Origin of the sequence: Devosia sp., from assembly GCF_030689745.1 — a bacterium.
GTDB classification, from domain to species: domain Bacteria; phylum Pseudomonadota; class Alphaproteobacteria; order Rhizobiales; family Devosiaceae; genus Devosia; species Devosia alba.
This window is the reverse complement of the sequence record NZ_JAUYGL010000234.1, coordinates 19760-31264: the sequence shown is the minus strand read 5'-3', so window position 1 is coordinate 31264 and position 11505 is coordinate 19760. Positions and strand designations below refer to the sequence as shown.

The following is an 11505-nucleotide window of genomic DNA, read 5'->3' as shown; positions in this document are numbered from 1 at the left end:
ACTCGGACATTGGGTGATTGAGTGCATCCTTTGCGTGTCCGAACACACAAGGTGTCCGCCCCCAAAAGCGCGAGACGCTTCTTGCGAATGAGTTGCAATTGCATTACACACAAAAGCTGGATTACCCCGGAGCGTTTGATGCGTCGTCTTCTGTTGTCGATTTTGTTGCTGCCCGCGGTCATTCTGGCAGCGTTGCCTGCCTTGGCCCAGGATGGGGACGCCAAACGCCTCAAGGTCATCACCAGCTTCACCATCATTGCCGATATGGCGCAGAACGTAGCCGGCGATGCGGCGGATGTGGTCTCGATCACCAAGCCCGGCGCCGAGATCCACAACTACCAGCCCACCCCCGGCGATCTGATCGGCGCCCAGGATGCGGACCTGGTCCTGTGGAACGGGCTCAATCTCGAACAGTGGTTCGAGCGGTTCCTGGCCAATCTGGGCGATGTGCCCTCGGTCGTCATCACCAGTGGCATTGAGCCCATGGGCATTGGCGATGGCCCCTACGCTGGCAAGCCCAACCCCCATGCATGGATGTCGCCCACCGACGCACTCATCTATGTCGAGAACATTCGGGCCGCGCTGGTAAGCGCAGACCCGGCCAACGCGAAGACCTACAATGCCAATGCTGCGGCCTATGCCGCCGAGATCACCGCCACCGTCGCCCCGATCCGTGCCGCCATCGCCGCCATTCCCGAGCAACGCCGCTGGCTCGCCACCTCCGAGGGTGCCTTCTCCTATCTGACGCGCGATTTCGGGCTCAAGGAACTCTATTTGTGGCCGATCAACGCCGACCAGCAGGGCACGCCGCAGCAGGTGCGCCACGTGATCGATCAGGTTCGGGCCAATGCTGTGCCGGCAATCTTCTCGGAATCCACGATCTCGCCCAAGCCGGCCCAGCAGGTCGCCCGCGAAACCGGCATTGCCTATGGTGGTGTGCTTTACGTGGATTCGCTGTCTGAACCGGGCGGCCCGGTGCCGACCTATCTCGATCTGCTCTCGGTCACCACCAGCACCATTGTCGAGGGCCTCACACCATGAGCGCTACCACTGCTCTCGGTCTGGCTGTCCGTGACATCACGGTCGCCTATCGCAATGGCACCACCGCCATCAGGCAGGCCAGCTTCACCATTCCGCGTGGCTCGATCACCGCTCTGGTGGGGGTCAACGGCTCGGGCAAGTCCACCCTGTTCAAGGCTATTATGGGCTTTGTGCCGCTGGCTGGCGGTACGGTTGATATCCTGGGACTGCCCGGCAGGCAGGCGCTCAAGCAAAACCTCGTCGCCTATGTGCCACAGTCCGAAGACGTCGACTGGAATTTCCCGGTATTGGTGGAAGACGTGGTGATGATGGGCCGCTATGGCCATATGGGCATGCTGCGCCGGCCCAGACCTGATGATCACGCCATGGTCACCCAGGCGCTGCAGCGCGTGAACCTGCTCGAATTCCGCCATCGCCAGATCGGTGAGCTGTCCGGCGGCCAGAAGAAGCGCGTCTTCCTCGCGCGGGCGCTGGCCCAGCAGAGCGAAGTCATCCTGCTTGACGAGCCGTTCACCGGCGTTGACGTGCAGACCGAGGATGCCATTGTTGCTCTGCTGCGCGACTTGCGCGACGAGGGCAAGGTGATGCTGGTCTCCACCCACAATCTTGGCTCGGTCCCTGAATTCTGCGACCGCACCGTGTTGGTCAAAGGCACTGTGCTGGCCTTCGGCCCGACCAGTGAAATCTTCACCCGCGAATGGCTTGAAGTCACCTTTGGTGGCGCGCTGCGCCACTTCGTGCTGGCCGGCGCCGGCCTGCATGATGACGACGATCCGCGCCACCTTACCGTCATCACCGACGACGAGCGGCCGCTCGTCATGTATGGCGAAAAGGGCAAGATGACCACGCGCCAGTCTGACCCGGTCGACAGCAATGATTGAGACGCTGCTACTGCCGTTCCACTACCACTACATGATCAACGCCATGTGGGTTTCGGCGCTGGTTGGCGGCGTCTGCGCCTTCCTATCGGCCTATCTGATGCTCAAGGGCTGGTCGCTGATCGGCGATGCACTGAGCCATTCCATCGTCCCAGGGGTGGCCGGCGCCTATATGCTGGGCCTGCCCTTCTCCATCGGCGCCTTCTTCTCGGGTGGTCTTGCCGCGGCAGCCATGCTGTTTCTCACCCAGCGCACCAAGCTCAAGGAAGATGCCGTCATCGGGTTGATCTTCACCGCATTTTTCGGGCTGGGTCTGTTCATGATCTCGCTGTCGCCCACCTCGGTGAACATCCAGACCATCGTCATGGGCAATATCCTGGCTGTTACCCCCGAGGACACCATTCAATTGGTGATCATCGCGGTGGTGACTCTGGTGGTCATGTTCTTCATCTGGAAAGACCTGATGGTCACCTTCTTTGACGAGAGCCATGCCCGCACCATCGGGCTCAATCCGCCGCTGCTGCGGGTGGTGTTCTTCACCCTGCTGGCTGCCTGCACCGTCGCGGCCATGCAGACCGTCGGCGCCTTCCTCGTCATCGCCATGGTGGTGACGCCCGGCGCCACCGCCTATCTGCTGACCGACCGCTTCCCGCGCCTGATCCTGATTGCCATCGCGGTGGGCACGCTCTCCGCGCTGTTTGGCGCCTATATTTCCTTCTTTCTCGATGGTGCGACCGGCGGCGTCATCGTCGTACTGCAGACGGCGGTCTTCCTCACTGCCTTCGTCTTTGCCCCCAAACACGGCATGCTGGCTGCCCGGCGCCGCCGCGACGCCAATATCGCCGGCGAGGTCGCGCCATGAACGAGTTCCTGATCTACGCGCTCTGGCCGTTCCAGTTTCCCTTCATGACCAACGCCATGCTGATCGCCGTCATGGTCGCGGTGCCTACCGCCCTGCTGAGCTGTTTCCTCGTGCTCAAAGGCTGGTCGCTGATGGGCGATGCCATCTCCCATGCCGTGCTGCCCGGCGTGGTACTGGCCTATATTGTCGGCCTGCCGCTGGGGGTGGGCGCCTTTGCCGCCGGCATGGGCTGTGCCCTGGCGGTGGGTTTCCTCAAGGAAAACAGCCGCATCAAGGAAGACACCGTCATGGGTGTGGTGTTTTCGGGTCTGTTTGGTCTGGGCATTGTGCTCTACACCTCGATCGAGACCGATGTGCATCTCGATCACATCCTGTTCGGTGACATTCTGGGCATCAGCACGGGCGATCTGATCCAGACCGGCATGATTGCCCTGGTTGTCACCCTGATCGTGCTGGCCAAATGGCGCGATTTGCTGCTGTTCATCTTTGATCCGCAACAGGCCGGCGCCATCGGCCTGCCGGTACGCGTGCTGCATTATGGGCTATTGGTGTTGCTGTCGCTGACCATTGTTGCGGCGCTGACCGCCGTCGGTATTGTGCTGGTCATTGCCCTGCTGGTCGCCCCCGGCGCCATCGCCTTTCTCATCTCCAAACGGTTCGCGCCGATGATGCTGATTGCGGTTACCATCTCGGTATTGAGTTCCCTGGCTGGCATCTATCTCAGCTTCTTCATCGACTCGGCGCCGGCGCCGACCATCGTGCTGCTGATGAGCGCCACCTTCATCGTGACCTTCATCGTCACCACGACGCGGCGGCCCGCGCGACTTGCTCTGCCTGTTTGAGGGGCAAATGATGCGCTGTGTCGTGCATGGTCCGACCCATCAGGGACGCGTTGGTGCGCCACAAATGGGAGACGAGAAGGCAGCGACCGCGATGGCTTTACGGTATTTTCTTGTCGAGCGCCGCGCGCAGCTGGGCGCTCGGGGTGAAGATCACCGTGCGGCGGGGCGAAATGCGGTGCGCCGTCCCGGTGCGGGGATTGCGCCCCAGCCGTTCGGCGCGCTCGCGCACCTGCAATGAACCAAACGCCGTCAGCTTGACGTTTTCGCCCTCCATCAGGGCTTTCCGCATTAAGGCAAACATCGCCTCGCCCACCGCCGCAACATCGGCTTTGCTCGATCCTGTCCGCCGGGCCGCGGCCTCGGAAAGCCTCGCGCGGGTTATTGTTTCTGTCACAATGGCTGTTCCTCCGACGGTTAAGTTCATAAGAAGAATTTAAAGCGCTGTCCAGAGTTTGCCGCTGTTCACAAATATGAATGACGCCATCAAGTTAAGTTGACATATTTTAGAATGATTATAAGCTGGGCACAGGCATCAATCACGCCTGTCCGAGTTCGAAGCTAGGACTACTGCGCTATTAATCGCGCAAGGTGTCTCCAGAAAGGTCCAAACGTGCGCCTGACCCGCCAATCCAATTACGCGATCCGTGCCCTGGTCTATTGTGCCGTCAATGAGCCCGGCCTGAGCCGTGTGGCCGACATTGCGCGTGCTTACAATATTTCCGAACTGTTCTTGTTCAAACTGATCAAACCCTTGGTCGAAAATGGCCTTCTGGCCACGGTGCGTGGCCGCAATGGCGGGATCAAGCTGGGTAAGCCGGCCGATGAGATCACCTTGCTGGACACCATCCGACTGACGGAAGAAAATTTCGCCCTGGCGGAGTGTTTTGAGGATGGTGCCGATTGCCCTTTGATCGGCGAATGCGATCTTAACGGGGCCTTGCGCGAAGCGCTGGGTGCCTTCTTTGAAGTTCTGGCAAGCTACACCATCGCCGATCTCGCCAGCAAGAAGCGCTCGATTCGTGATCGCCTCGGGCTAACGGCCCTCGATCTCGTGACCGAGACGGCGCATTAATGCGTTTGCCTATAAGATGAGTTTGACAGTCAAGTTATAATGTGGTTGTCTCCGGTCATCGCGCAGCATGGGTTGATCCAGCAGGATCTGCCGATCCTAGCGGCGCTGCCATGACGGGGCTTGCTGCTACCGTCTCCCCGGGCTGGTCAGGGTCCTCAACACCCTGACCAGCCTATTTTGCTGGCGGCCCAAGCGCGGCCACCGTCAGCCTTCCCTTTATCCTCGGCCTATGCTCTATCCGCCCCATGGCTCCAGCACCCCTTCTCTCGCTTCAGAATATTCAACTCACCTTCGGCGGCACAAGGCTGCTTGAGGGGGCCGATCTTATTGTCTCGCCCGGCCAGCGCATCGCGCTGGTGGGCCGCAATGGTTCGGGCAAGTCAACGCTCCTCAAGATCGCCTCGGGCGAGGTCGCCTTCGACAGCGGGCTGCGGTTTGTTGAGCCCGGCGCCACCCTGCGCTACCTGCCGCAGGAGCCCGACCTGTCCGCCTATGCCACGACGCTGGACTATGTCGAAGCCGGCCTGGGGCCAGGGGATGACGAGTATCGCGCGCAATACCTGCTGAGCTCGCTCGGGCTGACCGGCGCCGAGGATCCCAAGACGCTGTCGGGTGGTGAAGCGCGCCGCGCCGCTCTGGCGCGTGTGCTGGCACCCAAGCCCGACATCCTGCTGCTCGACGAGCCGACCAACCACCTCGACCTGCCGGTCATTGAATGGCTCCAGTCCGAACTCGATTCCATGCGCTCGGCCATGGTGCTGATCAGCCATGACCGGCGGTTTCTCAGCGATCTGACGCGCTCCACCGTCTGGCTTGATCGCGGCGTCACGCGGCGCCTGGACAAGGGCTTTGGCCATTTTGAGGCCTGGCGGGATCAGGTGCTCGAAGAAGAAGAGCGCGATCGGCACAAGCTCGACCGCCAGATTGTGCGCGAAGAACACTGGGTACGCTATGGCGTGACCGCGCGCCGCAAGCGCAATGTCGGCCGGATGGAGCGTCTGGCGGGGTTGCGCCAGGATCGGCGTGAACAGCGCAAGGTCACCGGCTCGGTCAATATGCAGGTTTCCGAAGGCCGTACCTCCGGCGCCCTGGTTGTCGAAGCGGAAAATATTTCCAAGACCTATGGTGAGCGCACCATAGTCGCCGATTTTTCCACCCGCGTGCTGCGCGGCGACCGGATCGGCATTGTCGGCCCCAATGGGGCTGGCAAGACCACACTGATCAAGATGCTGACCGGCATGCTCAAGCCCGATACGGGTACCATCAAGCTGGGCTCGGCGCTCGAACTGGCCATGCTCGATCAGGGCCGTGCCAAGCTCGACCCTGATACCAGGCTGCGAGACGCGCTGACCGGTGGAGGCTCCGACACGCTGCAGATCAATGGTCAGCCCAAGCATGTCGTGGGCTATATGAAGGACTTCCTGTTCAACCCCGAACAGGCCAATACGCCGATCGGCAAGTTGTCGGGTGGCGAGCGCGCCCGTGTCGCGCTGGCCCGGGCGCTGTCGCTGCCGTCCAATTTCCTGGTGCTTGATGAGCCGACCAACGATCTTGACCTGGAAACGCTCGATCTGCTTGAGGAAATGGTCGCCGAATATGCCGGTACCGTTATCGTTGTCAGCCACGATCGCGACTTTCTCGACCGTGTCGCGACCTCGGTGATCATTGCCGAAGGCAATGGTGATTGGACCGAGTATGCCGGTGGCTATTCCGACATGGTGATCCAGCGTGGCGAAGGCGTTCAGGCGCGCAGCGCGGCCAAGCCGCACCGCCCGGGCAAGACCGCCATGGCGCCCATTGCCGTGACCGCGCCAGCGGCCAAGCGCAAAATGTCGTTCAAGGAAAAGCACGCGCTCGAAACACTGCCCCAGCAGATCGAGGAGCTTGAGGTCCGTATTGCCGCGATCAATGCGGCGCTGGTTGCGCCCGATCTCTACACCAGGGATCCCGATGCTTTTGCCCGCCATTCCCAGGATCTGATCGCTGCCGAGGCCAAGCGCGCCAAGGCAGAAGAGCGCTGGATGGAGCTTGAACTGCTGCGCGAGGAACTGGAAGGCTAGGCTTCAGTCTTTCCAGTCGAACACCGGCTCGACCAGCGCCTGCAACGCATCAGTCGCGCCGCCAATGCGCCGCAACAGCAATGAGCCCAGCAGGCGGCCGGCGCCGATAAAATCCTCGAATACCGTTTCGGCACCGGGCTGGAACTGGGCAAACAATTGCGATGACTGCTTGGTCACCACATGCACGTCCCGGCCCACCTTGAGCCCGGCCTCGGTGATGCCACTGATGACGGCCAGTGCCGAGACTTCCGAGGCACACACCCAGCCATCGGGCCCGTCCGGCCGCCTGGACCGTTTGATAACATAGCTGCGGATGGCATCTGCTGCGCTGCCCAGATTGACGTCAGCGGCGAACTCATGGTCGATTCCGCCATCGAGTGCCGCCCGCGCCATCCCCGCTTTGAGATGCTCGGTATAGGTCAGCGCGCTGTCCGGCAGCACAATCGAAACCTTGCGACACCCCTTGGCGATCAGGCGCTGTACGGCGCCATAGGCATAGGCCTCATTGTTGAAATCGACCCAGGGATGGGCGTCGGGCCATTTGCTGCGACCGTGGCTGACGAAGGGAAACTCATTGTCGATGAGAAACCGCGTCCGCTCATCGAAGGCTTCGGATTTGGAAAAGATCACCCCATCGGCCATGCGGTTGCGGACAATGTGCTTGATTGGCTCGATGGGCGCCACATTGCGGAACAAGGGGGTAATGACCAGGTGATAGGCGGTGCCGCGCAGGGCCTCGGTGAGCCCGCCCACTATCGAACTGCCAAAGCCATAGATCTGCTCGTCGGGCTCCAGCACCAGAGCAATGACATTGGTGCGTCCGGTTTTCAGGCGCAGCGCGGCGCGGTCGGGCAAATATCCCACCTCGGCCGCCACTTTCTGCACGCGGTCGCGCGTATCCTGTGACAGTTCCGGCGCATTGTTGAGGGCGCGCGAGATTGTGGTGACCGCGAACCCGGTCATTTGCGCGATGGTCTTCAGCGTTGGCTTGCCGGACGGCTTGACACCGCGCTTGCCCGCTCCCGCGGGCAGGTCGTCTTCGGACACTTTTGATACCCCTCGGTCCCAACCATGCAGGCAGGACGCAATCAGGGTGTGACAACACCAGATTGTCCGCTTGATTACAAGCACTTGCGCAAGGCAACAGGCTGTGACCGAAGTTTGGCAAAACCGGATCAATTGTGTCCAATTATCGTTCTGCGACGAAAGTCGAGCAGGATTTTCCTGATTTTAGGCGCTCAATGGTGCTTGGTGCGCTAGTATTCCCAAGAAAACGGGCCTATGTTTTCCGTGTTGCATCGGTAATCGCCGATGTTGTGCTGTCGCCAACCCGCAGGAAAGGAATGAAGATGACACCATCAACTACCTTCACCATCCATGCCGGTTCGGCTCTCGTACGCACCAAACTGCAAAGCGTAAAACGCTGGCTGGGACGCTGTCACTCGAAACGAATGTGATCCGTCACTCGTTCGACTCACAAGTCTGATAAACCCTCAGTGTCGCCGGTCGGATGGTGCAGAGCATGCCCATCCCGCCACGTTGCACCGACGCGCAAGCAGAGATTTGATCATGCAGGAAAGCAATTTAGATAAGGCCAAGGCCCACAAGCCGGTGGTTATTGAAGTCGGCGGTGAGCCACTTGGAGTGGTCGTTCCGCATGCCGATGGCTATCGGTTTCTCGCGGTCAAGCTGCCGGCCTTTGCCATTGATGGGCAACAATTCGACACGGTCGAAAAGGCGCATTTCGCCGTTTCCCAGGCTGTGCGCAAGAACGGCGCCGACGCCGCCTGATCAGCTATGTGCGAATCGCGATCTGCGGCGCTCTGCTAATGGAGCGGCGTCGCAGACCCGAATGGTAGCGGCGGGATTTCAATCATCATTGGTGGCGTTGAGCTCGTCGGGGCGCTTGCCCTCTGCCGCCGGCGGGGGTGGATCAAGTGCCTCATCGACCGCACCCGCCAGGGCGTCGACATCAATCCGTGCAGTATCCGTGTGGGCCTGCCGGTTCAATTCGGCCTCAATGGCCGTCGCTATGGCGCTCCGGCGCGGGCCATCATCCATTGCCATCGATGGAAATCCCCTGCTCATCTACCCGCACCTCAATGCCTGGCTGGGCTTGCTGCTGCTGATAGCTGTAAATGGCAAAGCCGACCACCGCGATGAGCAAGATTGCGATCACGGCATATAGTCCATTGCGGCTCATAGAAAACTCCTGACGCTTGTTCAACTCACAACAACGCGGGACAGCCCAATTGGTTCACCGCGGTGTTAATCCTGTGCAGCGATGGTGCGCAGCGCCATCACAAAGGCGGTGACACCTATCGCCACCCCTCCCGAATTGTCGATGATGATGGGGTTGATGCCACTGGGCACGGCGGGGCTTTCGCGGGCCAGGCGCGCCGTGATTTGATCGCCATTTTCGCGACCGCGCTGGATCAGCCGCTCGGTACGCCGTGAAATCTCGGCCGTGATCAGCACAACCGAACAGGCGGGATATCTGGTGCGCGCCTGGGCCACCACATGGCGCGCGACATTGGCAACCACGACCTTGCCCAGCGCCAGATCGGTGTCCACACTGATCGGCAGCCCGTAGCGCCGGTCATGGGCGTCCCAGCACAGGCAAAATCGGCCGACGGCCTCGGCACTTTCAAACGCGCCGGGCTCGATGGCGTCATGTTCTTCGAACTCGATGCCTGCCGGCATGCGCACCACGCGCCGCACAAAGACGAAGCGCTGGTCACTGGCCAGAGCGTGTCGGGCGCCCTTGATCAGCGTGTCCTTGCCGACCCCGGAGGGGCCGACGACCAGAACAAGCGAACCGAGTGGTCGCCGCGCCATGACCTAGCTTACCCTTACGCCTTGTCGCCAAACGCCCCGCACCACTGGCAAGCCGCCGATCACCCGCACCCGCACCAGATCGGCACGCTTGCCGATGGCAATCTCGCCCCGGTCGGCCAGGCCTGCGGCTTTAGCCGGATTGACGGTGACCATGGCCAGGGCCTGTGGCAGTGCCATGCCCTCCACCCGCTGCGGCAACATGAAGGCCGCCTGCAGCATGGCAAAGGGCACATAATCTGAACTCAGAATATCCAACAGGCCTGCCCGCACCAGATCGGTTGCCGAGACATTGCCAGAATGGGATCTGCCACGCACCACGTTTGGCGCCCCCATCAAGATGGCCTGGCCGCCATCATGGGCCGCTGCCGCGGCCTCCAGCGTGGTGGGGAATTCGGCGATCGCCACGCCGTCCTCAACACCCTGTTCGACATGGGCCAGCGTCGCATCGTCATGGCTGGCCAGTGCCAGACCCAGTTCTTGCGCGCGCCGGACGATATGGCTGCGATGAGCCGCCGAATAGCGGGCGTGATCGGCCAGCCGCGCCTCGATATAGCGCTCAAGTTCTTCCTCGGTCCGACCGATCTGGTAGAATTGTCTATAGGCATCCAGCGACTGGAATTGGCGCTGACCCGGCGTGTGGTCCATCATCGAGGCGAGCCTGGTTTCCGGATGGGCCGCATAGGCCTCGAAATGCTCCAGCACATCGTGACTGGGCAGTTCGCACCGCAAATGCACAAAATGCTCGGCCCGCAGCCAGCCATCCCGTCGGCCACTGGCAATGGCGCCGGTCAGGGCCTCGATATGCGGCGCCATGTTCGGTACGTCGCTATCCGAGCCGATCCGGACGGCATCAAATACCGTGGTGATGCCCGAGCCGGCAATCTGCACATCATGGGCGTGCAGTGATGCCAGCGGGTCCCAGAATACGCCGGGGCGGGGGCGGTAGTGATTCTCCAGATGATCGGTATGCAGTTCGATCAGCCCGGCGATCAGATAATCACCCTCCAGATCCACCCCGGTTGTGGCGGCGCCCTCCGACACGGCCGCTATGACGCCGTCGGCATAGCTCAGACTGCCCTCGACCAAGCTGTCAGCCAGCACGATTCGGCCATTGCGAAACGCGCCCCCCCTCATGCGCTGTGACCCAGCTTGAAGTCGGCCAGACGGACAAACGGCTTGCCGGCATCGGGCTCGTGGTAGAGTGCCAGCCGGTCCAGCAGCAGCGGCTCCTCCAGCACCGGATTGAACCAGGTCTTGGCCGCCCGCATGATTTCGACCCGATCGGCGTCAGCCAGGCGGTCAGTCAGTGTCATGTGGAAACGAAACTCGTCGAACACATAGGGATAGCCATAGGCATCGAGCAGTTCAGTCTGGCGCGCGCTCAAGTGGCGGCCCGCGCGCGCAGCCCGGTCCTTGGCGGTCATGGGCGCGCGGAAGATGTCGAACCGCTCCACCACATGCGCTGCGAAATCCTGCAGCGCTTCATTGTCATCGACCAGCAGCGCCAGAAAACCGTCCAGTGACGCCAGTCGCGGCTTACCCAGATCAAGCGGTGCATGCTCGCTGGCAAAGGCCGTGATTGCCGCACGCAAATCGGCTTCACCGGCGCCATCGACCAATGCCATCGGCGCCTTCAGGGTGGCGTGAAAGCCATAGCGGTTGGCCGATTGGGTCAGGTTCAGCAGTCGATCCCGATCAATGCCGGCAAGGGGGCCGTTGAGCAATTTGCCGTCGCTGGAATCGCGGCCAAGCCATGCTGCCGCCCGCTCCCATAAATGGCTGGTGGCGGATGGGGCATAGTATATGGCGAATCGTTCTGGCATCGGAACTCCTTGACCGGTCGCTAGCCATAGTATGTGTCGGGCATTTGACACTGGCCATGCTCTTATAGCTGGCTACCCGCGCCCGTCGC

General features: G+C 61.4%; 15 protein-coding genes. 8 read left to right on the top strand and 7 right to left on the bottom strand.

What is annotated here, in order from left to right; genetic code table 11:
* Window positions 1-138 precede the first annotated feature (138 nt).
* The 4 genes from Q8O80_RS20895 to Q8O80_RS20880 are packed head-to-tail and all read left to right on the top strand — an operon-like array spanning window position 139 to window position 3623.
* The gene (locus Q8O80_RS20895; protein WP_305582968.1) at window positions 139-1041 is read left to right on the top strand and encodes a metal ABC transporter substrate-binding protein; all 903 of its coding nucleotides are present in this window, start codon (window positions 139-141) and stop codon (window positions 1039-1041) included.
* Entirely contained in the window at window positions 1038-1922 is an 885-nt protein-coding gene (locus tag Q8O80_RS20890) for a manganese/iron ABC transporter ATP-binding protein (RefSeq protein ID WP_305582966.1), read from the top strand. Before Q8O80_RS20895 ends, Q8O80_RS20890 begins: the two co-directional genes overlap by 4 nt.
* Complete coding sequence (locus Q8O80_RS20885; RefSeq protein ID WP_305582964.1) at window positions 1915-2781, top strand: metal ABC transporter permease; 867 nt, start codon at window positions 1915-1917, stop codon at window positions 2779-2781. The genes Q8O80_RS20890 and Q8O80_RS20885 overlap by 8 nt, the downstream gene beginning before the upstream one ends.
* On the top strand, window positions 2778-3623 hold the full coding sequence (locus tag Q8O80_RS20880; RefSeq protein WP_305582962.1) for a metal ABC transporter permease: 846 nt from the start codon (window positions 2778-2780) through the stop codon (window positions 3621-3623). Before Q8O80_RS20885 ends, Q8O80_RS20880 begins: the two co-directional genes overlap by 4 nt.
* 97 nt (window positions 3624-3720) lie before the next feature.
* Here Q8O80_RS20880 and Q8O80_RS20875 read toward each other — a convergent pair whose 3' ends face one another.
* Window positions 3721-4017, bottom strand: a complete 297-nt coding sequence (locus tag Q8O80_RS20875; RefSeq protein WP_305582960.1) for an HU family DNA-binding protein — start codon at window positions 4015-4017, stop codon at window positions 3721-3723.
* Window positions 4018-4233: 216 nt separating this feature from the next.
* Between Q8O80_RS20875 and rirA the strand changes: the two genes are divergently transcribed.
* Window positions 4234-4695: an iron-responsive transcriptional regulator RirA gene (gene rirA / locus Q8O80_RS20870; RefSeq protein ID WP_305582958.1), complete on the top strand. Its 462-nt coding sequence runs from the start codon at window positions 4234-4236 to the stop codon at window positions 4693-4695.
* Window positions 4696-4940: 245 nt separating this feature from the next.
* Window positions 4941-6755: an ABC-F family ATP-binding cassette domain-containing protein gene (locus Q8O80_RS20865; protein WP_305582956.1), complete on the top strand. Its 1815-nt coding sequence runs from the start codon at window positions 4941-4943 to the stop codon at window positions 6753-6755.
* A 3-nt stretch (window positions 6756-6758) separates the two neighbouring features.
* Here Q8O80_RS20865 and Q8O80_RS20860 read toward each other — a convergent pair whose 3' ends face one another.
* Window positions 6759-7802, bottom strand: a complete 1044-nt coding sequence (locus Q8O80_RS20860; RefSeq protein WP_305582954.1) for a LacI family transcriptional regulator — start codon at window positions 7800-7802, stop codon at window positions 6759-6761.
* Between the two features lie 134 nt (window positions 7803-7936).
* Between Q8O80_RS20860 and Q8O80_RS20855 the strand changes: the two genes are divergently transcribed.
* Together Q8O80_RS20855 and Q8O80_RS20850 are read left to right on the top strand one after the other, a co-directional pair.
* Window positions 7937-8212, top strand: a complete 276-nt coding sequence (locus tag Q8O80_RS20855; RefSeq protein ID WP_305582952.1) for a hypothetical protein — start codon at window positions 7937-7939, stop codon at window positions 8210-8212.
* Between the two features lie 112 nt (window positions 8213-8324).
* Window positions 8325-8546, top strand: a complete 222-nt coding sequence (locus tag Q8O80_RS20850) for a hypothetical protein (RefSeq protein WP_305582950.1) — start codon at window positions 8325-8327, stop codon at window positions 8544-8546.
* A 78-nt stretch (window positions 8547-8624) separates the two neighbouring features.
* Here Q8O80_RS20850 and Q8O80_RS20845 read toward each other — a convergent pair whose 3' ends face one another.
* The 5 genes from Q8O80_RS20845 to Q8O80_RS20825 all read right to left on the bottom strand — a co-directional run bounded on the left by Q8O80_RS20845 (window position 8625) and on the right by Q8O80_RS20825 (window position 11416).
* Window positions 8625-8822: a hypothetical protein gene (locus tag Q8O80_RS20845; RefSeq protein ID WP_305582948.1), complete on the bottom strand. Its 198-nt coding sequence runs from the start codon at window positions 8820-8822 to the stop codon at window positions 8625-8627.
* Window positions 8809-8958: a hypothetical protein gene (locus Q8O80_RS20840; protein WP_305582946.1), complete on the bottom strand. Its 150-nt coding sequence runs from the start codon at window positions 8956-8958 to the stop codon at window positions 8809-8811. Before Q8O80_RS20840 ends, Q8O80_RS20845 begins: the two co-directional genes overlap by 14 nt.
* Window positions 8959-9023: 65 nt before the next feature.
* On the bottom strand, window positions 9024-9593 hold the full coding sequence (gene phnN / locus Q8O80_RS20835) for a phosphonate metabolism protein/1,5-bisphosphokinase (PRPP-forming) PhnN (protein WP_305582944.1): 570 nt from the start codon (window positions 9591-9593) through the stop codon (window positions 9024-9026).
* A 3-nt stretch (window positions 9594-9596) separates the two neighbouring features.
* Complete coding sequence (locus tag Q8O80_RS20830; protein ID WP_305582942.1) at window positions 9597-10727, bottom strand: alpha-D-ribose 1-methylphosphonate 5-triphosphate diphosphatase; 1131 nt, start codon at window positions 10725-10727, stop codon at window positions 9597-9599.
* Complete coding sequence (locus tag Q8O80_RS20825) at window positions 10724-11416, bottom strand: DUF1045 domain-containing protein (protein ID WP_305582940.1); 693 nt, start codon at window positions 11414-11416, stop codon at window positions 10724-10726. The genes Q8O80_RS20830 and Q8O80_RS20825 overlap by 4 nt, the downstream gene beginning before the upstream one ends.
* Window positions 11417-11505: the final 89 nt, after the last annotated feature.